The sequence below is a fragment of the Marinobacter salinexigens genome (assembly GCF_008370345.1).
Classification (GTDB): Bacteria; Pseudomonadota; Gammaproteobacteria; order Pseudomonadales; family Oleiphilaceae; genus Marinobacter; species Marinobacter salinexigens.
Map to the genome: position 1 here is coordinate 178,710 of NZ_VTUU01000007.1, position 22,677 is coordinate 201,386.

18 protein-coding genes are annotated in these 22,677 nt (G+C 50.2%); 7 read left to right on the forward strand and 11 right to left on the reverse strand.

Features of this window, described 5'->3' with window-relative positions:
* Nucleotides 1–237: 237 nt before the first annotated feature.
* Entirely contained in the window at nucleotides 238–2,961 is a 2,724-nt protein-coding gene (gene polA, locus FWJ25_RS14700) for a DNA polymerase I (protein WP_149601009.1), read from the reverse strand.
* Between the two features lie 89 nt (nucleotides 2,962–3,050).
* On the opposite strand from polA, the gene FWJ25_RS14705 reads away from it, so the two are divergent.
* Nucleotides 3,051–3,383 (forward strand): DUF2782 domain-containing protein, encoded by a 333-nt coding sequence (locus FWJ25_RS14705; RefSeq protein ID WP_149601010.1) that lies wholly within the window; start codon nucleotides 3,051–3,053, stop codon nucleotides 3,381–3,383.
* A gap of 24 nt (nucleotides 3,384–3,407) precedes the next feature.
* Here FWJ25_RS14705 and FWJ25_RS14710 read toward each other — a convergent pair whose 3' ends face one another.
* On the reverse strand, nucleotides 3,408–3,857 hold the full coding sequence (locus FWJ25_RS14710; protein WP_246166849.1) for a fibronectin type III domain-containing protein: 450 nt from the start codon (nucleotides 3,855–3,857) through the stop codon (nucleotides 3,408–3,410).
* 303 nt (nucleotides 3,858–4,160) lie between these two features.
* Between FWJ25_RS14710 and FWJ25_RS14715 the strand changes: the two genes are divergently transcribed.
* Nucleotides 4,161–4,586 carry a hypothetical protein gene (locus tag FWJ25_RS14715; protein WP_149601012.1) on the forward strand — a complete coding sequence of 142 codons (426 nt, stop codon included), beginning with the start codon at nucleotides 4,161–4,163 and terminating at the stop codon, nucleotides 4,584–4,586.
* A 96-nt stretch (nucleotides 4,587–4,682) separates the two neighbouring features.
* Here FWJ25_RS14715 and FWJ25_RS14720 read toward each other — a convergent pair whose 3' ends face one another.
* The gene (locus FWJ25_RS14720; protein ID WP_149601013.1) at nucleotides 4,683–5,351 is read right to left on the reverse strand and encodes a DUF4124 domain-containing protein; all 669 of its coding nucleotides are present in this window, start codon (nucleotides 5,349–5,351) and stop codon (nucleotides 4,683–4,685) included.
* A gap of 3 nt (nucleotides 5,352–5,354) precedes the next feature.
* A complete protein-coding gene (gene pyrE / locus FWJ25_RS14725) occupies nucleotides 5,355–5,993 on the reverse strand; it encodes an orotate phosphoribosyltransferase (protein WP_149601014.1) in 639 nt (212 codons plus the stop codon).
* Nucleotides 5,994–6,074: 81 nt separating this feature from the next.
* Here pyrE and FWJ25_RS14730 point away from each other — a divergent pair, with 81 nt between their 5' ends.
* Nucleotides 6,075–6,881, forward strand: coding sequence for an exodeoxyribonuclease III (locus FWJ25_RS14730; RefSeq protein ID WP_149601015.1), 807 nt, complete (start codon nucleotides 6,075–6,077; stop codon nucleotides 6,879–6,881).
* A gap of 144 nt (nucleotides 6,882–7,025) precedes the next feature.
* On the opposite strand, the gene rph is transcribed toward FWJ25_RS14730, so the two are convergent.
* A complete protein-coding gene (gene rph, locus FWJ25_RS14735) occupies nucleotides 7,026–7,742 on the reverse strand; it encodes a ribonuclease PH (RefSeq protein ID WP_149601016.1) in 717 nt (238 codons plus the stop codon).
* A gap of 193 nt (nucleotides 7,743–7,935) precedes the next feature.
* On the opposite strand from rph, the gene FWJ25_RS14740 reads away from it, so the two are divergent.
* The 4 genes from FWJ25_RS14740 (at nucleotide 7,936) to FWJ25_RS14755 (ending at nucleotide 12,222) form a co-directional block, all read left to right on the forward strand.
* Nucleotides 7,936–8,802 (forward strand): YicC/YloC family endoribonuclease, encoded by an 867-nt coding sequence (locus FWJ25_RS14740; protein WP_149601017.1) that lies wholly within the window; start codon nucleotides 7,936–7,938, stop codon nucleotides 8,800–8,802.
* 315 nt (nucleotides 8,803–9,117) lie between these two features.
* Nucleotides 9,118–10,368, forward strand: coding sequence for a tyrosine-type recombinase/integrase (locus tag FWJ25_RS14745; RefSeq protein WP_149601018.1), 1,251 nt, complete (start codon nucleotides 9,118–9,120; stop codon nucleotides 10,366–10,368).
* A gap of 1 nt (nucleotide 10,369) precedes the next feature.
* On the forward strand, nucleotides 10,370–10,708 hold the full coding sequence (locus tag FWJ25_RS14750) for a hypothetical protein (RefSeq protein WP_149601019.1): 339 nt from the start codon (nucleotides 10,370–10,372) through the stop codon (nucleotides 10,706–10,708).
* Between the two features lie 824 nt (nucleotides 10,709–11,532).
* Nucleotides 11,533–12,222 carry a hypothetical protein gene (locus FWJ25_RS14755; protein WP_149601020.1) on the forward strand — a complete coding sequence of 230 codons (690 nt, stop codon included), beginning with the start codon at nucleotides 11,533–11,535 and terminating at the stop codon, nucleotides 12,220–12,222.
* Between the two features lie 397 nt (nucleotides 12,223–12,619).
* Here the strand turns inward: FWJ25_RS14755 and FWJ25_RS14760 are convergent, their stop codons facing one another.
* The 6 genes from FWJ25_RS14760 to mads1 are packed head-to-tail and all read right to left on the reverse strand — an operon-like array spanning nucleotide 12,620 to nucleotide 21,982.
* Nucleotides 12,620–15,862, reverse strand: coding sequence for a DEAD/DEAH box helicase (locus tag FWJ25_RS14760; RefSeq protein WP_149601021.1), 3,243 nt, complete (start codon nucleotides 15,860–15,862; stop codon nucleotides 12,620–12,622).
* Nucleotides 15,859–16,656 (reverse strand): hypothetical protein, encoded by a 798-nt coding sequence (locus FWJ25_RS14765; protein ID WP_000062432.1) that lies wholly within the window; start codon nucleotides 16,654–16,656, stop codon nucleotides 15,859–15,861. Before FWJ25_RS14765 ends, FWJ25_RS14760 begins: the two co-directional genes overlap by 4 nt.
* Entirely contained in the window at nucleotides 16,656–17,798 is a 1,143-nt protein-coding gene (locus FWJ25_RS14770; protein WP_000666516.1) for a restriction endonuclease subunit S, read from the reverse strand. Before FWJ25_RS14770 ends, FWJ25_RS14765 begins: the two co-directional genes overlap by 1 nt.
* On the reverse strand, nucleotides 17,795–19,372 hold the full coding sequence (locus FWJ25_RS14775) for a class I SAM-dependent DNA methyltransferase (protein ID WP_222772751.1): 1,578 nt from the start codon (nucleotides 19,370–19,372) through the stop codon (nucleotides 17,795–17,797). The genes FWJ25_RS14770 and FWJ25_RS14775 overlap by 4 nt, the downstream gene beginning before the upstream one ends.
* A gap of 20 nt (nucleotides 19,373–19,392) precedes the next feature.
* Nucleotides 19,393–21,783, reverse strand: coding sequence for an EcoAI/FtnUII family type I restriction enzme subunit R (gene hsdR, locus FWJ25_RS14780; protein WP_149601022.1), 2,391 nt, complete (start codon nucleotides 21,781–21,783; stop codon nucleotides 19,393–19,395).
* Between the two features lies 1 nt (nucleotide 21,784).
* A complete protein-coding gene (gene mads1 / locus FWJ25_RS14785) occupies nucleotides 21,785–21,982 on the reverse strand; it encodes a methylation-associated defense system helix-turn-helix domain-containing protein MAD1 (RefSeq protein ID WP_001083515.1) in 198 nt (65 codons plus the stop codon).
* Nucleotides 21,983–22,677 lie beyond the last annotated feature (695 nt).

A 22,677-nucleotide genomic window follows, 5' to 3' on the forward strand; every position in this document is an offset into this window, starting at 1 on the left:
TTCGTGTCGCGGGAGTGCGGCCGACATGGAAATGTAACAAGCGAGATTCGTGCCGTTTAATGCGGCCTGTCCGGAAGCGTTGTGGCGCAGGGCGCGGGGAGCTTTGAAGTGAAAAAGTGCTAACTATTCAGAGAGATCGGCGCGCGATATTTCGGTGCGCCGGGGCTTTGATTGCCCTGTTTTGGGCGGTGCGCCAAAGCTCGGCTCCGACGCACCACAGGATCGCTTGGAGAAGGGTCAGTGTGCCTGATCCCAGTTGTCGCCAACGCCGGCTTCAACCAGCAGAGGTACGTCCAGATCTGCTGCAGACGACATCCGTCTGACCAGCCCATCCCGGATGTCTACCAGGGCGGATTCCCTGACTTCGAGAATAAGTTCATCGTGAACCTGCATGGTCATTCGTGCTGTGTCAGCGTGTTCGGTCAGAAGCCAGTTTTCCACGTCGATCATTGCCCGTTTGATAATGTCCGCTGCGGTGCCTTGCATCGGGGCATTGATAGCTGTCCGCTCGGCAGCCTGCTGCAATTGTTTGTTGCGGGCATTGATCTCGGGAAGGTAAAGCCTCCGGCCGAAGAGGGTTTCGACGAAGCCGTCCTCATGCGCCTGTTTGCGGATGTTGTCCATGTAGCGGAGTACGCCGGGGTAGCGCTCAAAGTAGCGGTCGATATATTCCTGGGCAACCTTGCGCTCGACATCCAGTTGGCGTGAGAGCCCAAAGGCAGACATGCCGTAGATCAGACCGAAGTTAATGGCTTTCGCACTACGACGTTGGTCACCTGAAACATCCTCGACCGGTACGCCAAATACTTCGGCGGCGGTTGCCTTGTGAATGTCTTCGCCCTTTTCAAACGCCGTCAGAAGGCCCTTGTCACCGGACAGGTGGGCCATGATGCGCAGTTCAATCTGGGAATAGTCTGCCGCTACCAGTTTGAAGCCTTCAGGGGCAATAAAAGCCTGCCGGATCCTCCTGCCCTGTTCAGTGCGGATAGGGATGTTCTGCAGGTTCGGCTCCGACGACGACAATCGTCCGGTTGCGGTGACGGCCTGGTGGTAGGAGGTGTGGATTCTGCCTGTGCGATGGTTGATCAGACCTGGCAATGTGTCGGTGTAGGTGGACTTGAGTTTGCTCAGGCTCCGGTGTTCCAGAATCAGTCTGGGCAGTTCATGCTCGTGCGCAAGCTCCTGCAGCACGGGCTCTGCGGTGGACGGCGCACCTTTGGGGGTTTTCTTGATAACCGGTAGCCCCATTTTTTCATAGAAGATGGCCTGGAGTTGTTTGGGCGAACCGAGGTTGAAAGGCTCGCCAGCTACGTCGTGAGCTTCTTTTTCCAGCTCTGCCATGCGCTCGGCCAGTTCCTGGCTGTGCTGTTTCAGAGTGCTGGCGTTAATCAGGGTTCCCCGTTGCTCCATTCGGGACAGTACCGGCACAAGTGGGAGGTCGATCTCCCGGTAAACGTTCGCCAGTTTGCCGGTTTTCTCGAGCATCGGACTCAGAGTCTGGTGCAGACGAAGGGTGATATCGGCGTCTTCCGCCGCATAGGGACCGGCTTTTTCCAGTTCGATCTGGTTGAAGGTCAGTTGCTTGGCACCTTTCCCGGCGATGGATTCAAAAGAGATGGTGTCCTCTCCGAGATACTGCCTGGCCAGGCTGTCCATGTCGTGCCGGGTGAGAACCGAATTGAGCACGTAGGATTCGAGCATGGTGTCTTCGGCAATACCTTCAAGGTGGATCCCGTGGTTCGCCAGTACGTTCTTGTCGTATTTCAGATTCTGTCCGACCTTGGCCAGTGCGGGATCTTCCAGCAACGGCTTCAGTTGTCCCAGAACGTGATCCCTGTCGAGCTGTTCCGGTGCGCCCATGTAGTCATGGGCGAGGGGGACGTAAGCGGCTTCGCCAGGATGGATGGCGAATGATACGCCCACGACTTCGGCATCCATATATCGGAGACTGGTGGTCTCAGTATCAAAGGCAAACAGATCTGAGGACTTCAGTCGTTCGATCCAGTCGTCCAGTTCGGACTGGTCCGTGATTATGCTGTAGCTTCTTTCCACGGGCTCAGACGCGTTTTCGGAAGTTGAGGACTGCTCTTCCGAACTTTCCCCTTTTTCCAGCTCTGCCACCCAGGTGCGGAATTCGTATTCGCGGAACAGTTCGATCAACTGACTGTCGTCTTGCCGGGGAAGTCCCAGATCTTCCAGGCCAAATTCAAGGTCTACATCGGTTTTGATGGTGGCGAGTTCCCGGCTCAGGGGCAGGGTTTTGATGGCTTCCCGCAGGTAGTCACCGATCTTGCCCTTGATCTCGTCCGCATGCTCGATGAGATTGTCCAGGTCCTGATAGGTGCCCAGCCATTTGACGGCGGTTTTCGGGCCGCACTTGTTGACGCCGGGGATGTTGTCTACCTTGTCGCCAACCAGGGCCAGGTAGTCGATGATCTGTTCTGGTGTTACCCCAAACTTTTCAACAACGCCGTCCCGGTCCATGGTGGTGTCGGTCATGGTGTTGTTAAGGATAACGTGATCACTGACCAGTTGGGCCATGTCCTTGTCGCCGGTTGAAATGACCACGTCGATGCCCTTGCTGGTGGCTTCGTGGGCCAGGGTGCCGATAACGTCATCGGCTTCCACTTCGGGGACAATCAGTAGTGGCAGCCCCATTGCACGTACGATGTCGTGAATGGGTGCGATCTGCATGGCGAGGTCTTCTGGCATGGGTGGACGGTTGGCCTTGTATTCCTCATACATGTCGTGCCTGAAGGTTTTGCCTTTAGCATCGAACGCTACGACAACTTTCGACCCCGGGAAGTCCTGCTCCAGCCGGCGAAGCATGCTGATGACGCCTTTGATGGCTCCGGTTGGATGATTCTTGCTGGTGGTCAGGGGTGGTAGCGCGTGGTAAGCACGGAAAAGGTAGGACGATCCGTCCACAAGAACCACCGGTGGGATCTTTTGCTCAGTCATGTCAAAACAGGTCCGGATTCTGATTGAAGCGTGTGTTGGCTTGTGCAACTCTGTACTTAACTTTGGATGCACGAAAGGGTACCACGAAAATGAAACGAATCACCGTCGCAGCGCTGGTGTTTGCATCGTCAGCGGCATTGGCTCAGGAGACTGGCGGTCTGGATGAAACGCTGGTTGAGACGCCTGACGAGCCGGTTGTGATTTCGGATTACCAGTCCACGTCCGAAGGACCGCAGATCGTGATCCGCCCGGGGGAAAACAAGGTGTTCTATGAGTATCGGGTGAATGGCCAGCTCATGGAGATCAAAGTGGTTCCGGAGGCCGGGCCTGAATACTATCTTGTTCCAGCTGATGGGGGTGGCTGGATCCGGGAAACCGATTCGGACATGCTGATCCCCAGCTGGGTTCTGTTCCGCTGGTAGTTGCCTGATTCCCTGTCAGAGAGCTCAGATCAGGTCAGCGGTGACGGGATCTGAGCGCTGGCTTTCCAGGCCATTCACGTCGACTGTCGTAATGGCAAACTCATAGGCGCCCGCCGAAAAATCACCAAGTGTAAAGCTGGTTACTGAAGGATCGTTGATCGGGATGATGCTGTAACTGTCCTGATGGCGTAACCGGTAATAGATACGGAAACCCGCAATCTGGCCCGGACTCAGGGCGCTTCCATCTTCCCGGGTAAGTGGGGGATTCCAGGACAGTGTTTTGGGCTCACTGGACACCGCGCGCTGTAGCGTTTCGGGGCCGGTTTGTCCAAATGTATCCAGAAGGCTGTTTGTTGCGAGGTCGATGCGGTTCTCTGCCAGTTCAGATGCCTGGGACGCGGTGGTGCGGGCCGCTCTGTCGTCTTCCTGGCAGCCACCAAGAAACACCGCCAGCGATAGTACGAGAGCGGGCAAAACGTACTCCGTTGGGCACGGTTTCCGGTGTCCTGCTGAAAGAGAAGTCATGGTTTACTCGCGTCGGGGCGTGTGCGCTCTTCGGCGTTACGCCTCTATAAACTATGGGCAGCATTATGCCGGAGGAGGGTGTGGGATCAAGTGAAGAATCTGTAAAAATACCTACCGCACACCTGTGCCTCTTTTAGTATGAACATTCTAATTTTTATCCGTAACTTGATACCTGAAATTTGAGGAAAGGCTTTCTGGGCCGTCCAGGGTCCATGAGTTTGAGATCTTTCAGATAAATCGAGGAGAAGTGTTATGGGTAAACTCAAGAGCTATCAGGAACAGATTCAGGAAATCGTGGAAAAGGGCATCAACGCGGCTGAAGAGCAGCAGAAGAAGCTGGCCGCAAAGCCTTTCGAATACGCTGAGAAGCTGGAAAGCGAAGTGCGCGAGTACAGCGTCAAGACTCTGCGTGATCGTTACACTGGCTATAGCGAAAACCTGTTCGAGCAATTGCGCAGCCTGAACACCCGTTTTGGTAACTTTGCTGCAGATCTGGTTGCCAAGCTTGAGAAAGAAGCAGCCGAAGGTGCGGACGCTGTTTCCGAAGCGGCTGAAGAAGTTGCTGAAGCGGCAGAATCTGCCAAGAAAGCCGTTGCAGCCAAGAAGCCTGCGGCTCGCAAGGCCCCGGCACGCAAGCCTGCGTCTGCGGCGAAGAAGGCGACGACTGCGTCTGCCTGATACAGCGTAGGTGCGGCGGCTCGCGGAAAGGCTGCCGAACTGAAAAAAAGGGAAGCACGAAAGTGCCTCCCTTTTTTTATGCTGCCAGCAGGGGAATCAGTTCTGTGATGCCGCCTGGGGTTCCTGGGATTGGGGGGTCAGGGGCAGAGTTCGGCTCTCACCGGTGATTTCTTCCAGTCGCTCGATGTCTTTCAGGTAGTCGGCCTTGAGGGCCTCGATATCCTGGCTCTGGGCATTGATTTCCTTCTCGATGTCGCGAATCTGAGATTCCAGACGGCGGATCTTGTTGAGGCTGGCTTCGGGAATGTTGCGTCCGGCCCGCTCCATGTTGGCCGCCCGGCTCTGTTCACTATCCAACTGGCTGGAGATTACGGAAATGTTGCCGCGCTTGAGCTGTATGAGGCTGTCCAGTTCGACGATTTTCCGGTGCATGGCCTGTACAGCCTGATCTGGATGGCTGAAGCGTTTCAGGAGCAGGCGGTCTTTTTCATGCTGGGCTTCCCGGGCTTTCTGACGCTGATTTTCGGCCTCCCTGGCGGCAATTTCTTCAGCTGTGGGGGCTGGAGCGATGGTCTCGATAACGCGGCCATTCGATCCAAGAATCTCATAGCCACGCCGGGTGGCTTCCTGGGGAATGGTGTTGCTGATGACGGGGCGACCGTTTTCGTCCTTGTAACGGTACATGTCCGCTTCTGCTGCCGTCACAATTCCAAGTGTCAGCGTAATGGCTGAAGCGATGTAGCGTATGCTGGAACGGTCGGTCATTGCTCAGACTCCGTAACGATCCCGATATTCGGCGACTTTCTCTGCGTGGTCGGAGAACTCCGGGTTGGCTTTCAGGTAATCCAGCACCTGTTCCAGCCGGATAATGCTGACCACAGGAATACCGAACTCCTGTTCAACTTCCTGAATGGCAGACAGCTCTCCGTTACCCTTCTCCTGGCGATCTAGGGCAATCAGTACGCCAGCAGGCTCGGCGCCCTGTGCGCGGATCAGATCGATGGATTCGCGTATGGCCGTTCCTGCAGTGATAACATCATCAACAATCAGGATTTTGCCCTTCAATGGTGCGCCAACAATGTTGCCGCCCTCTCCATGATCTTTCTTTTCCTTGCGGTTAAAGGCAAATGGTTTGCTGTTACCGTCTGTAGCCAGGGCCATGGCCGTGACTGTAGCCAACGGAATGCCCTTATAGGCAGGTCCGAAAATAATGTCATAATTCAGGCCGCTGCGTTCAATGGCGGCGGCATAGGCTTTGCTTAGCTGGAGCAGGTCGTCTCCAGTGTTGAAAAGCCCGGCGTTAAAGAAGTAGGGGCTGGTGCGGCCGGACTTCAAGGTAAATTCACCAAAGCGCAGTACGTTTCGGCGGATCGCAAATTCAATGAAATTCTGCTGATAGTCGTGCATGACAAGGCTTCTGGCGGGTGTGGATCTTTAAATAACGCTTAAAAACGGTATCATACACACAAACCGAATCAGGGAACACGTATGCGGGTAGTAACAATCAGCGTCAACGGTCTTGCACAGGCTGTCGACAAAGGCTTTTTCGACTGGCTGGCCGACCAGGATGCCGACGTTGTCTGCGTTCAGGATCACCGCATGCGCGCCTATGAAATTGAGGACATGAACCTGATTCCGGAAGGTTATGAGGCTTACTTCATTGATGGTGAAAAAAATGAAGATGGTGGGGTCGGTATTTATACCCGTCATTTTCCGAAAGCCATCATGTACGGATTCGCCAATGAACAGGCGGATCGTGAAGGACGGTTTATTCAGGCCGATTTTGACAAGGTCTCTGTCGCCTGTGTGCTGGCGCCCTGTGCATTAGGGCGTGAAGAAGAAGTCACCGGTGAAGATGATCTGACGGTGCTGGATCACAAAGACGAGTTCATGGAAGCCTTTGGTCTGCATATGCAGAAGACGCTGCGTAAGCGTCGCCAGTTTATTTTCTGTGCCAACCTGCAGACCGCTCATCATGTGACGGATGCGAGTCCGCTGTACCACAAGTCTGATTTTTCGGGCTTTCTGCCCCACGAGCGAGCCTGGCTGGACCGTCTGTTTGACGAGATGGGCTGCATCGATGCGTTCCGTGAAATCAACAAGCAAAGCAATCAGTTTTCGTGGTGGCCCGAGCAGTCTGGCGGTGCGCGGCGGAGTGCAGGTATCCGGGTGGACTATCAGTTGCTGACGCCGGGGATTCGCAAGACCATCGAGGATGGCTGGATTGATGATGACACGCGTTTTTCTGATCACGCGCCGGTGATTATGGATTACGACATCGAAATCGGTTTTTAAATTTTTGGATTTTGGGGGAGGTCGCCATTGCGGCGCTGATCCCCCAGAACCACTGCAAGTACGTCCATGTACGCTTGTTTTCGGCCATCCCTGGCCTTCAACATTCTGGGGGATCAGCGCCGCAATGGCTCCCCAGATATCGAGTTAGCTTTCCAGAGCTTCTTTCTGGATTTCAAGCAGCTTTTCAATTCCCTGCTTAGCCAAATCCAGCATGCTGTCCAGTTCGTTCTTTTCGAACGGTGCGCCTTCAGCGGTGCCCTGAATTTCGATAAAGCCGCCCTGGTCGGTCATGATCACGTTCATGTCGGTTTCAGCTTCGGAATCTTCCGGGTAGTCCAGGTCGACTACCGGGGTGCCTTTGTAGACGCCAACTGAAAGGGCGGCGATCATCTGTTTCAGCGGGCTCTTCTTCAGGCGCTTCTCGGCCACCAGATAGTTCAGTGCATCCACCAGCGCAACGCAGCCACCGGTGATGGCGGCGGTGCGGGTGCCACCATCGGCCTGGATAACGTCGCAGTCAATAGTAATGGTGTGCTCGCCGAGAGCTTGCAGGTCTACTGCAGCGCGCAGGGAACGGCCAATCAGGCGCTGTATTTCGACGGTACGCCCGCCTTGCTTGCCTCGCGCGGCTTCGCGGCCCATGCGGCTGCCGGTGGAGCGTGGGAGCATGCCGTATTCTGCTGTAATCCAGCCTTTGCCTTCGCCGCGAAGGAAGGGGGGAACCTTGTTCTCGACGGAGGCGGTGCAGATCACTTTTGTGTCTCCGAATTCCACCAGGACCGAGCCTTCTGCGTGGCGGGTGTAATTCCGGGTGATTCGAACGTCTCTGGGTTGTTCGGGCGTTCTGCCGCTTGGTCGCATAATGTTTCCTGACATCTGTGATGAGTGTCCGGAGAGGAGACTCCGGTCGAAAAAACTGAAAGGCTGGTGAGTATAACATGGGGATGGTGGTGAAGACGGCCAGGTCTTTTGTCCAGTTCGCCGGGAGTTGTTTGAGCCTGTTACACTCTTTGATGACTGTTTAATAACTCACACCATTAGGGCCGGAGATATCATGATCCGAAGTATGACTGCGTTTGCAAGGAAGGACACTCAGGGAGACTGGGGAACGCTGACTTGCGAGATCCGAACGGTAAATCACCGGTACCTGGAGCCGTCTTTTCGTTTGCCTGAATCCCTTCGAGAGCTGGAAAACGGCTTTCGTGAGGAACTCCGTAAACAGCTCAAGCGCGGCAAGGTAGATATTTCGATGCGCCTGCAGTCGGTGGAAAAGGCGTCCCAGAGCTTTGAAATCAACGACGATATGGCCAAATCGGTCAATGAGGCTGCCAACCATATCAACCGGATGCTTGATAATCCCGCGCATATCAGTGCGCTCGACATAATGCGCTGGCCCGGGGTGTTGTCTGTGCCTGAGCAGGATTATGGCCCGGCGAAGGCGGCCGCCGCAGCGTTGTTTGCTGACACGGTCGGAGAGCTGGTTACCGTGCGGGAGCGGGAGGGTGAGCGCCTGCGGCCATTGTTTGACGACCGGTTGTCCGAGATGTCGGAGTTGGTCGCTCAGGTTCGCGCCCTGATGCCCAGCCTCCTTCAGGCTCAGGATAAGTCTCTTCGTGAGCGTTTCGAAAAGGCTCGTGTCGAGCTGGACCCGGACCGGGTGTCCCAGGAGATGGTGATGCTGGCGCAGAAGAGTGATGTTGCCGAAGAGTTGGATAGGCTGGATGCCCACATCGGTGAGGTTCAGGATACCCTGATGAAAAACGATGCGATCGGTCGTCGCCTCGATTTTCTCATGCAGGAACTGAACCGCGAGGCTAACACGCTGAGCAGTAAGAGTATTGATGCTGGGGTGACTCGTACGGCGGTCGACCTGAAGGTCCTGATTGAGCAGATGAGGGAACAGATCCAAAATATCGAATAGTTTTTTCACCCGTCCAAGAATGTCTTAGAAGCCCTGTTATTTGCTTGTAAATACAGGGCTTTTTTATTTTTCCCGTCCAAATCGGTTTACAGATGTCCGTTACCAACTACCTGTTTAGTGGTGGGCAGAATGGTGGGCAGCCCCCTCATTTTTGCTCAATAAGCATTTTGCGGTGAGCAAATTGGTGGGCAGTAAGTTACCCAATTTTCGCATTTAACTCGCCACCACAACAGGTTAGCTGCTGATTCAATAAGCAAATCGGTGGTGGGCAGCCATTATTGCCCCCTCCATTATTTCAGCAACTATGGAGTAAACATGGGAAAACTCACAGCAAAACAGGTTATTGCATACAGCAAAGCCGACCCCAAAAAATATTCAGATGGTGAAGGTCTATATTTTTGCGTCCGCAAACAAGGCTCGCCTTACTGGATGATCCGCTACACCACAACCAAAGGACGACGAGAAGCAACCTTGGGGCAATTTCCTTTAATGTCGTTGGCAGACGCTCGAATTGCCGCCGCATACTTTCGAAAGGAAGTACGTGACGGCATAGATCCTCTTCTAGAAAAACAGAAAATCGAGTTACCTGACATTGAAACCGTGGATCAACTGTTCCATGACTGGTATCGAACCGATCTTAGTCGACGACTTAAGCATCCCAAGATTCCGTATCGGGTTTACACCAAAGACATAAGCCCAGTCATTGGCATTAAGTGTATTGCTGAGGTGACCGCACGTGACGTGCGGGAGGTGCTAGAGCGCATTCGAGAAAGTAACCGCCCTACCATTGCAAACGATACCTTGATGTACATGAAGCAGCTATTTCGGCATGCGATAAAGCTCGACTTAACGCTGAACAACCCAGCCGCAGCATTTACCGTAGACGATGCCGGTGGCGTGGAGTCCAGTAAAGACAGGATGCTTAGCAAAGAGGAAATTCACTACGCCTTTAGCGTGTTTCATTCCCATATCAATAGCTTTGGCCGCGACAACTACCTCGCTTGCTGCCTGTTTTTGGTATTGGGTGTACGCAAAAGCGAACTGTGCGAAGCCATGTGGCGTGAAATGGATTTAACCACAGGCGTGTGGGATCTGCCCAAAGAACGCAGCAAAACCGGCGTGCCAATCAGCATTCCCTTACCACGCCAAGCCATTGCTTGGTTTAACGAGTTGCAAGTCCGTGCTTGTGGCTCGCCTTATGTTTTCCCAGCCAGACGAGCAAGCCATCGTCCACATATGGGGCCAGATACGCTAAACCGTGCCATTTCTAAACTCTTTGGTCGCGAGCCTGGGCGCAAAAAACAGCCTCCCAATAAAATGGGCAAACTTGAACACTTCACCGTACACGATTTGCGCCGCACCTTTCGCAGCCTTGCCGCCTCTTTGGGTATTGCAGGCAACGTAGCCGAACGCTGTCTTAACCATAAGCTAAAAGGCGTTGAGGGTATCTACGACCGCCACGATTACTTTGAAGAGCGCCGTATTGCCCATCAAACCGTGGCTGATGTGGTTGAACCGCTAGTGAACTTTGAGCCCGCTTCACAACACCACACAGGAGGGCGCTAACATGCAATTTATGATGCGACTTGCCCCCATTACCTTTCCAATCACCATGCTGGCAGGGCTTGGTTGGTGTATTGGCATTGCCTTACTCGAACAACCTCATGGTATAGGCTACGCACTTGCTCGGTATTGCCTGATGACATTGGTGGTACTCGCTCCTTGGCTGACGCTAAAACTCACGTTCTACGTGATTGTCAGCCTAGGACGCAAACTGGGACTCATCCCGCCTGCACGTCCAACGCACAGCTTGGGGTATGAAGAATCACTCTATTGGTTCAGAGTATTGGCCTTCTTCGATGGCAAACGCAGCCGCATGCCGAAAAGGCCCATCAGGCGAAACTAACAATCCCCCATTTGCTCACTTACCGTGGGCAGTTGGGACAATGGGGCAACACTTGATATGCCGAGCTTCAGAGGGTGAATAAGAGGGATGTGAACCGCCCCAAGGAATGGGGCAATCGGGGCTTTGATTGACAAAATAGGTCACTAAACATAATCTTCAAGCCAATATGGCCGACGCCTCTGCATTTCTGTACGCGTCGGTTCTCATTTCGCCTTGTCACTATTCAGCCATTGCTTATCCTACCGATAGCTCGCTTACAAAATACCACACCCAGCTTTAAGCTAAATCAACCAACCCAATTACTTACTTTGATCAGCTGATGCAATCCCCCCTAGGCGTCATTTGCTAATCCATGAGTTTCAACAGCCGCCACACACTTCCCCATGCCTTTACCCCCTTACGCCAAAACCACTATCCGTTTGGCTTTTGGATCGAAACGCCAAACAGGGAAATTAGCCCATTCACTGTTTGGCTTCTCGATTGAAATCCAACGCTGGTAGGCCTTGCCATTACTGGTTCAAAGCAAGGTTTGGCACTTTTTGCACCCTAAACCAACCTCGAATCCAAAGTACAAACCGTTTGTTTTTTCTAACCCAGAATGCAAACGATCGTTTGGCGTCTCGATTTTTTTGCATGGGCTAAATGCCGTCAAACAGCGCTGTATTGGACTATGTATATCAAACAGTTAGCCGCGCACAGGTCATCACAAAAAACCGATTTGACTGGTTAGTTTGATGGCCATTTCTTTCATCTAATTCACCACTGAGTCTGCACCCGACCACTGAAAATAGACGGCATGACGAACCAACAAGGTGATAAGTGACGTGTTATGGGCAAGTGCTAACGATTGGGATAGAGAATGGATACAGCAGGTGGTCGCTTTACTGGTTGGGCATGGCGCGTTTACCCTCTACCCAGCATTAAGCCAGTGCGATAATGCAGCCGAACGCTTAACCCGCTGGCTGACCTATCAGTTACCGCGCGTTAAACAAGCGCATCCAGGCTGCCCCATTCACCAATGGCTGAATAGCATTGGCGCGCAAGTGATCGTAGAAAAATGGCAGAGCCCCGAGCAATGGCCAAACCTGTATTGGCTACCTTTACCTGAGGTTGAAGGCCACGCGCAAGGCGGGTTGGTTTTGTTACCGGCACATTTGTTACCGGTATATGCGGATTACACGAGCAAAACCAACACATTGAAAGCAAGCACACCGACCAACGCCTGTATCTTTTGGTGCATTTCGCCTTTATCTAAAACAGGGAAACGCGCTACCTTGCACCCCAAACAGCAAAACCGCGCTTTTTGCCTGCCCAGTTCGCCAGAGCAAATGGGCAAATCATGTACGGGGTTATTACTGAGAGGTTTGAGAAAAGAGAGCCAAAAACGAAACGGCAACGTGATCAGCCACCAGATCAACCTAGCGCTGTTGCACCACCTTTGTGGGCCGGAGAATGATGTGTGGATTACGAGCAAATGCTTTGGTAACGAGAACAAAACTCAACAACAAGGCTAAATAACTTGATATTTGTTTTGAAGAAAACCACAATTTCACTCAAGCTATTTAAAGCTGGTTGCGCCTTTACCTAGCGTTTTGGCTCGTGGCTGCGCCTCAGTCGCCGTTAAGACTGGGGCTTATCTCTTACAAACTACCCGAAATCACAATCTCAAGAAACGAGTAACCCCTCACAGGGCGCTGATCTAACGGGTAGCGGGAGGGGTGTTGTTGGTGCGATTTTAATATTAACAATGCAAAATGGCCATCTATTCGTACCATCTCGTGTTGATCCACGAAATGGTTAGCAATCTTTAACTGCTTGATTATATGGCCATTAGTAATTAACTATATTTTCCTGAAATTACCTGGTACCGACATAAATGTCGGTACCATCCTCTAGAACAAGAACGACTTTCTAAGCTTCACCTGAAAGCCGCTTCCATATTTTCAAATAGTCATCGCCGGACAGCGAGGAATTATCAGGTTTCAAACGCGCCCAATCATCCGGTTTCAAAGACTTCAGATATTCGCTGGCTTTTCGAGGTGACAGAGTATTTTCTGCACCGGCTTCAGTTCGAGCCTTAAAGTCTTCACCGGCACGTTCAGCAATACTACGCGGAACGCTGTTCATGCGCATCAACACGCCTTCTTCGGTTTTTACACCATGGTAAAGCATCGCTGGAAGGTTATTTAATCTGCGCTTTTCTTCGTCTGTCATGGCTTCAAAATCAAGGCCTGACGTTGGCATTTTGCTTAATGCCGACAACCCCCAAGCGCCATTATTGGCCAAATCTCTATAAACCGCTCTGCAAGCTTTAGATATTTGATCTGTAAGGCTATCACCTTCGAAGTAAGTCTTCGCTATAGATTCAATGGAGCTACCTGTTACCCAAGCCTGGGTAATATCAGCAAGTTTACGATGACTATTCCCCTGTCCTTTACTGATCTCTCGTAAACTTTCTTGTAACTGCGGAACCCGCAGCATAATCCCCATCAAGCTTGGCAGCACAGACTTCGATTTATCGCCAAATAGACTCGAAGGCTCCCAATCTGCAAGCGTTAACTTGTTTTCAAGGTTATTCAAATCCAATAAAGTTGAACGAACGCCCTCAGGAGAGAAGCCTGTAACATCTGCAAGAGAAGCATTTTCTGGATGCTCAGCTAACTTTCTGACATATCCTTTGGTAGCTTCAAGAAGCGCATCAGCTTTCTCTTGCGAGGCTTTATCAGCTTTAGCGCGCAGAGAACCAAACCCGTAGGTATTTCGCAGTAATTGTTCGGCTTCACCAATTACAGCGTCCAAGTTACGTTTTTCATTCCATAAATGAGCGATATAGCTTCTGAAGTCTGCCCATTGTTCTTGCTGCATAACCCAAGATAAGTCTGCTAATTTCCCCGCAGTTTGAAGATCATCCAGCATCCCTTCCAAACGGGAAACTAACGATGCGGTTGCATCACTAACATATTTCCGGATCTCATTCGGCTGTGCACCTGCTGCAATACCGATAACGCCGACGCTATCATGGCCGATACGCCCAGCTCGACCCGCGAGGTTCCAAAATGCCCGATGCGACATTTCATTGCCGTAAGGCAATTTTCTCGTAGCAAGAAACACTGATGAAACAGGGAAGTTAAGCCCTTGTGCTATGGTTGTCGTTGCACAAATCACTCGAATATGGCCAGCTTCTGTAAGCCATTCGATTAATGAAAGGGCCTCAGCGGGTAAACCTGCATGATGCACAACAACACCTTTTGATAGCATATCAATTAGCTCAAAGTCCTCACTAATCTCAGCCGCAAGAAAACGTTGAACCAGTTTAATGTCTTCGTGCACTTGAACCAAAGGTTCAAGCTCTGCGGCAACTTTACGAGCAATACTCCAAGCATCTGGAATTGTCTGCGCAACCGCAATACTGGTACCACGCTTAGAGAAAACCTTAGCCATAGCAACAGCCTGTGTTGCGAGCCCCTTAGCGCTAGAGTACGTCAGTTTTTGCAGAGGGCGGTTACCATCTACATTGTGGATTCCTTTAAGGTGAATCGTCCGTTGAGTGGTCGTCAACGTTTCAAAACTTAAATTCCAATCACCGCGTTTTTCACCTTTATGAATATCAAATAAGCCAACAATTCTCTCATTCGGTTGCCAAGCAGAGGTGCCCAAACTGATGCTTCGGCCACGATCGGCAGCTAGCCATTGAGCTAAATCGTTAGCATTCGGAACAAATGGCATCAATAGTAAGAAGTTTGCCCGAGGTGATTCTTGCTTTATCGTTGCAAGCAGAAGTTCAATGCGCAAGCCACGAGACTCATCTTCAATATTATGAGCTTCATCCATTACAACCAGAGCCAATGGGCGAGCGACTTTTTTGTTTCTCATCACCAATTGAAGTTTCTCAGGTGTTGCAACCAAAACCTGAAAAGCACGTGCTTCACCCAAAAGCGCTTCTTCAAAAGCATCGACTTCAATCGCGCCAGTTAACGGCTCAACTTGAATACCTAATGGGCCAAAGTCTTCACGTAATCGCCGGGTAATTTGCGAAACCAAAGCGCGAGTTGGCGCAACATAAGCCACCCAACCATCATCCTGATCAAACTGATTCAGCGCTTGCAACATGCGGAACTGTGCCAGCGCGGTTTTACCGCCGGATGTAGGCAAATCAACAATTACCGCTCTACTGGCTTGATCGAGTAAACCTTGCTCTTGCAGTGCCGCTCGTTGCGGAGGTAACAGTTCAAATAAGCTCTTGTGCTTAGTCACATGGGAAACAAAGCGGGTCACACGGGAGTTAACCGTATGCGCCACCCACCATAAAGAGCCAGCGACCATTTTTCGGCTTGCGACATGTAACCAGCGTAAAATCATTTCGAGCTGCGGGTCTTTCGAGGCTTGTGCCGCTTTTTGCGCCGCTTCAAAATGCTGATCTAATTGTGCATCGATCGCTACCGGTTCGCCTTGCAGCATGTACACCGCTAAACGCTCTGTTGCTTTGGCCCAGTGATAAAGCGCCACTAAACGCATTGCTATGCTTTGCGCCTCTGCACCTTGAGTTTGCTCTAGTAATGCTTTTTCGTAGTTTGCTTGATCGTTTCGTAAACCAAGCACAATCTCTGAAATCTGATCTAAGTCGTCCCAGCGGTTTTTACGTAGTAGTCGCAACCAGCAATCAAAAATTCGGTAAAGCAGACGCTTATCCCAAGTAACACCAGCCACACTGGGTACTGCTACTGTACTGTTCTGCTCTTCAAACCATCGACGTAAATCGGTCCAGCGATCGGCGCAATACGCCAAACCCGACACATGCAACACATGAAACAAGCGCGCCTCATTGTCACTCGGTACGGGTAATACACGATAAAGCCCGAACGCTCGAAACGCGCCAGCTTGTGCAAGCTCACGAATATTTTTATTGTCCTGATTGGCAACAGGGTGCAACAAAGCGCCAATGCCTTCGATCGCGGCCAACTCATACGCCGTTGCTACTTGCTCTAACAAGTCACTGTCAAACTCCGTTGCCGCATGCTCAAGTAGATTACCCAGCGCCACATCAACCAAGCGCCGTTCCGCCATTTCCATAGCCGTATCACGCAATTCAGCACTAATGGACTGAACAGCCCAATGCTTCTCTACCTGTAGTAAGTGCTCTTGTGAAAGCGTCATGACGCCTCCTGCATAGCCGCTTGAGCACGAGCAGACAGCGTACCAATCATGTTTAGGGGAAGGTATAAAGCGTACATTTCAATATCAGTTTGCACTGGACAATCGGCCGCCAGTGCTTTTGCTCGGCCAGCAATATCAGAAGCGCTTGGGGCAATATCGCGCACCAAAACACCATAAACAGCAACGTCCGTCGTGTTCGAGCTCAAATAGCGTTTGGCAGCGCTTTTAAACATCGGTTCCCACGGTGCTCGCACCGCATGGAGTCCTAAATAACGTAAGAGAGCATCTTTTACTTGGCGATTATCTCGTAGCCCAAACAATTGGGTACCCAAGCTGGTCATCACGCTTGGCGGCGCTTTGTTCTCTTCAGACGTTTTTACTTCACCAAACGCAAAACGGTAGGGAAGCTCAGCATCGTTTACCGGTTGAAATCCAGTCAAATCGCACCCTGCTGGGCTGGCATTCGGGTTTTTAAGATCACGCCCTGTGGGCCACGGAAACACGCAATTGCCAATATCAGCCACAAAGGCTTCGGCAATGGCTTCGCCTACTCGCCAATTATCTGGCACGGTTTCATCAATCAGCGCTTGGCGTAAACCCTCTTGCTCAAACTCCGTGCTCACAACACTGCCAAGTAACTCCTGGAGCTCATCATTGCCTGCGGTATCTTGCAAAATATGCTTTACGGGGCCAGCTAACATCTCGCTCACTTGCTCGTCCTGATAAGACAAGCCATGAGCAATAACAGGCTGGGTGCCAGCATCATATGCAAGCGTCGGTGCAGGCATAGACATTAAACCAATTCTCCCTTAAAGGCTTTATCCAAAATTGAAGGCATCAGGGCCTCTAGCTCTATTTCATTTTCTGATTGAGCTTGTTTAATTTTTTCAACATAGCTTTGCAATTGATTAAACCAAAGCTGCTTATCGTAATCGGGTACAGGAACCTTAATTTTCTCTAATCTTTTCATCGCCAAGGTTCTGTTTCGGTCTGCACTACCAGGCGAAGCTGCCTGTACTTGTTCAATACCCTCTTGAGTCAGAAGATAAAACGCCAGAAAGTTTGCAGTTGTTACCCCTTCTACAGGCACACATGTGATATACCTGTGCGACCCAACTCGACCGTGATCATTGTCTCCAGCAGCAGCAATAGCACCTTCCCAAGCCTTAATATTACTTAAAACCAGATCACCAGAATGGACGGTATAAAGCTTTTGCCAATCGAGTTCCGCACCGATTAACGTCGGCTTGTGAAAAATGCCTTTGCCAAAAGACCGAGCACCCAGTTCTGGATATTCGCCATCAACTGTAATTTCAATTTGTCTTCTAACAATCGGAGCCACTTCCGACATCGGCTTATAAACAGCGCCTTCAATTAATTTGTGAAATGTGCTGTTTAACAGCACGTAGAGATCACTTAAAATCTCGTTTCGGATTTTCCGCGCTAGCTCTATCTTATTCTTAAACTTTAAGATCTTAGCAACCACTTTTTTCTGCTCTGCGAGCTCAGGTAGCAAAATCCGTTTATCAAGAAACTTATTTTCGTCAAGGTACTTTCGATTAGTAGTCCCTTCACTTGCAACGATACAAAAGTCTTTGAACTCTGGTGTTTTAGACATGAAATCGAGGTATTTAACATCTGCAAGTTCGGAGTTGACGTCAAATGTCCAAAAGTTTCCTGTAATAATTGCTCCATCACAGCTTTTAGGCACTATTCCGAAAGCACCATTCCTTGCGTCAATTTTTGAAAGCACAAACTGATCAGAACTCACCAGAAACTGGCGCTTAGTTCCTATTGCGTCACCAATGACTTCATCTCTAAGGAGCACGCCATTACCATTCATTTTAATGGTAATGCGCTTATACTCAGCATCATCCTCAACGGTGATGGCCTCTTTTTGGCGGATAAGAACATCCCTTAAAGTATACTCTTTCATTTAGAGATACCTTGAGTGCTTATTTCGGCTTTAATCTGTTCTAAGATCGCTAAAAGAGACTCTTCTTTCGTGGTTATTTTCTCTATCAAATCCATAGGCTCTTCGTGTTCAAGCACTTCGAGACTATTAGGGTTTTTTCTATCTAAATTTACGTCAATCAGTTGTCCACTTTCGGAGTATTTAATAATCTCTGAGGCACTTTCTTTCCAGGCATTCTGATTAACGATCCTGTTACTCCACCAGTTCAAGCATTCATCAAACTCATGGCTTTCCATTGGTTTAGTTTTAGTATATTTTTTACGACCTTCAGGAACAGTGATTTGGTAATACCAAATATCGTCTGTTGGGCCAGAACGATCGAAGAAGAGTAAGTTGCCTGCAATATCGGTATAAGGCGCGAATACCCCTTCCGGCAAACGAACAATGGTATGCAGATTAAAGTTCTTTAACAGCTCTTCTTTAATGCGTGCGCTGATACCATCACTGAATAACGTGCCATTTGGGACAACAACCGCGGCGCGACCACCATTGTCTGAACCATGACCCGGGCGTTTGAGTTTACGCATGATCAACTGAAGGAACAGCATTGCGGTTTCGGCGGTTTGCATATCTTCCGGGAAGTTACCAAGAATGCCTTTTTCTTCCTCACCGCCAAACGGTGGGTTGGTTAAGATCACATCTACACGATCTTTGTCACCCATCTCTCGTAGTGGAAAGCGCAGGCTATTTTCTGGGTCAATTCTTGGGTACTCCAAACCATGCAGTAACAGGTTCATTTGTACCAACAGGTAAGGCAACGATTTGGCTTCACCGCCAAAGATACTGCTTTCTTGCAATACTTCGCGGTCTTCGACTGTTTTACACTGGCGCTCCAGGTGTTCGAACGCTTCAACCAAAAACCCCCCCGTGCCACAGGCTGGGTCCAATACGGACTCACCCAACTGCGGGTCCATCACCTCAACCATAAAGCGAACCACTGGACGCGGAGTATAAAACTCGCCGGAGTCACCAGCGGCATCACGCATTTCACGCAGCATGGTTTCGTATAAGCGGCTTAAGGTGTGCATCTCTTCAGATGAGTTGAAATGAATGCCGTTTATTTTGTCGACAACATCACGTAACAAATACCCGTTGATCATGCGGTTTTGCATACCTTTAAACACGGTCGCAATCACATCTCTGCGATCACCACCGTTGTCACCTTGCAGGCTACGCAAGTACGCAAACAAACCGATGCCACGGGTACCATCAGGTCGCATTGCTTCGTCGTTGTTAATAAAGGCAATCAGCTCGTCGCCGGTGATACCACCTTCAATTGCTGCCCAGTCTCGCCAGCGGTATGGCGCTTCGATGGCTGGCTGAAAGTTTTTGCCCTCTAACACGGCTTCGGTTTCTCGCAATTGTTCTAAGTCGTCGAGAAACTTCAAAAACATGATCCAAGTGAGCATTGGCAGACGATCGAGATCGCCATTTAAGCCTTTGTCTTTACGCATGATTTGCCGAGACGATTTAACAATCGCACCTAATTGCTGGGCGGTGGTCATCGGCTGATCTGCTTTCTTTGTTCGTGCCATAAATCGTATCGTCACTTCTGTTATTGCTGGCTATAGAGCAGCGTTTGTAATTGGTCCACGGCGGTTTTCATTTGCAATGCACCGCCAAAGAGATTGGCTATTTCCATCACATTGCCATATTCAGAAATGGGCGGTACCTGTAGCGAATCCGGAATACTGAATTGCTTGGGGCCGTGGTCGGTATATTTGTCCAGTAAAGACGTTAAGATCGCGCGTGCCTCTGGACCGTACTGATCAAAAAAGTCCGGTTTGTTTTTCTTCAAGTAGTCAGCGCGCTCTTTTCTGGTTCGCAGCGGTACGTTAAATGCTATGTGGCAAAGTAAATCCAATGGATCTGCATCGGTTTTGCCTGACTCTGCGACCAAATCCTCAAACTGGATCCCTCGTTCTTGTAGTTCGAGAATGATCTCTTCTCTCTTTAACGGGTTTGCCCAGTTATCTTTTAGTTCGTCCAGTGAGGAAAAGAGGGTCTTTACCTTTTCTGCGGTGTAGTCGGTATATTGGATGACACGAAGCTGTTTACCGTCTTCGTCTAGCTCATAGACCAAATGAGACGTAATTTTAACGCTGCCACCGTCTACGTAGTACTTTCTCGGTTCGTGCTCCTCTCCATCATCAGCGCCTTCACCTTCAGTGTTCACTTCGTATTCACTCGTCTCTTCAGCAACCTCTAACTCTTCACTCTCTGGTGAAGAAGTGTCATCTACCACTTCTTCACCGTCTTCATCAATCACCACTTCATCTTCAATTTCTGGGTAACCGTCAAAGTCAGGATCAGCAAAATTTTGTGTGGCGGAGCCGGTATAATCAATGATGTTGAACCACAACTTGCCGTAATCTTCGCGCAGGCGAGTACCACGACCAACAATTTGCTTGAACTCACTCATTGAGTTCACAACACGCGCAAGCACAACATTTTTACAGGTTGGCGCATCGACCCCCGTTGTTAATAACTGTGAAGTGGTCAGTATCACTGGAGTACTGGTTTCCAACTCTTGAAAACGACTGAGGTGCCCTTTGCCAATTTTCCCTTCTTCTGATGTCACGCGTGCAACGTAATCTGGATGCTTGCGTGAAAGGTCAGAATTCAAGTTATTAAGCGCCCGACGCATTTCATCGGCGTGTTCTTGGTCGACACAAAACACGATCGTTTTTGCAAAACGATCGGTTCGCTTCATAAAGTCGGTGAGATGCTTAGCAAACGCATCTGTTCGAGCCTTTAACGCAATAACCCGTTCAAAGTCCTTGGTTTGGTATTCACCATCTGGGATTTCTCGTCCAAAGCGGTCTACATCGCCTTTGCTTGGTCGCCAACCTGCCGCATCGACTTCCGAAATAACTCGGTGTACGCGGTATGGCGCAAGAAATCCGTCATCAATACCTTGGCGCAAACTGTAGGTGTAGATTGGGTTGCCAAAATAGCGATAAGTATCGCGGTTATCTTCACGCAGCGGCGTCGCCGTCATACCGATTTGAAAAGCTGGCTCAAAATACTCCAGAATTTCGCGCCAGTTACTGTTGTCGCGGGCACTGCCTCGGTGACATTCATCAATGATAATTAGATCAAAGAAGTCTTGCGGAAATTCTTTATACAAGCCTGGACGACGCTCATCACTGGCAATGGATTGATAGATCGCAAAATAAATTTCACGACTTTTAACAACTTTGCCGCCTTCAATTTTGTGCCTGGCATCACCAAACGGGGTAAATGTTTTATCCTTTGGGTCATCGACCAACACATTTCTATCTGCCAGAAATAGAATGCGAGGCTTTCTGTAGTCTCCCGTACGATTCCAGCGAGCACTCCACAGCTTCCAACTAATTTGAAAAGCGACGACTGTCTTACCCGTACCCGTTGCCATCGTAATTAATGAGCGCTTTTTACCTTGAAGCACCGACTGAACTGCGCGGTTTATAGCTATTTGTTGGTAGTAGCGCGGGGAATATCCCGAAACATGGTGGTAAGGGGACAGCAAGGTATCAAGATCTTCATCCTTTAAACCTTCATCGCCACAAAGACGCTTGAATAACTCATCAGGGGTTGGAAAGCGCGACAACAATTGCTCTTCACCACTGGTGTAGTCAAATTCTAAGATTTCATGACCATTGGTTGAGTAAGCAAACTTTAGCCCTAAAATTTCTGCGTAATCTTTTGCCTGTTGCATCCCTTGGCCGACAGGGCTGTTTTCAGGTTTAGCCTCAACAACAGCAATAGGAAAGTCGCGAGTGTACTTAAGTAAATAATCCGCTCGCTTTTGCTCCCCACGTTGAACTTTACTGCCCTTAAACTGAACACGGCCATCGGTAAATGTGTACTGTTCAGTTATTGCGCTAGGATTGTTTTCCCATCCAGACTCTTTGAGCTTTGGCGTCACATAGACCCGACAAGTATCTGCTTCGTTTAAGGCCATACTATTTTTCTTCCTTGCTGTCATCTGATGCGCCACCAGATCTAACCCACTGATCCACCTCATCTGCTTTAAACTTCCAAGGCCGACCAATTCTATGAGCTGGCATACCCTTTTTACTGATCCATGAGTACACAGTATCTTTGCTTACGCCAAGATATTCGGCTATTTCTTCAACAGATAACCAGCGGTCTGAATTCACAAAAGGTACCTAACGTTATGAGCTTGATGCTTTTGTAAAATAGTCACATATTCGCTCAGCAAAGTAAACTTGATTTGAGCTGAATAGAGAGGATTTAAAAGGATTAAAAAGAAATTCATTCTTACCTTGTCGGTGCACAACCAGTACGCTAGCGGTATTGTCCGCCTCAGACTTTATACCTCGCCCAGCCCTTAGGTTGACTGGCGGTACACTAAAAGGCGACAAGCCTACATAGGATTCATCGCCTTTTTAGTCATCCAAGATACTGCCTTTCACGCAGTACATTCGTGGACGGGTGTTGTCGGGCAGGCTGACTTTGCGCTGTGGTCGGTTGCCATCGGGGACTAGGTAGCCTGCGGCCATCAGCGCTTTGGCGGCGCGATCTGGGCTTAGACCTTCGGTGGCTTCACGCCAGCCAGTTGGGTAAAACAGGTAGAGGGTTTGTGGGCCGCTGGTATCTATCCAACCCGCGCGTTGGCGTACTTGGCTGCTGTAACCGTTTTGTTTGGGCGCAAAGCGGCTTTCGCCATGTTGCTCAATAAAGCTGCTGTAGTAGCCCCCATTTAAACCGGACACCTTGGTAGAAGCAAAGGCCTAGGCATAGACCTAGTGCAAAGGAGTGTCCAAGGTGGAGAGAATCGAAGTCATAACTGGCGTGCAGCGCCGTCGCCGGTATTCCGCACAGGAGAAGGCAT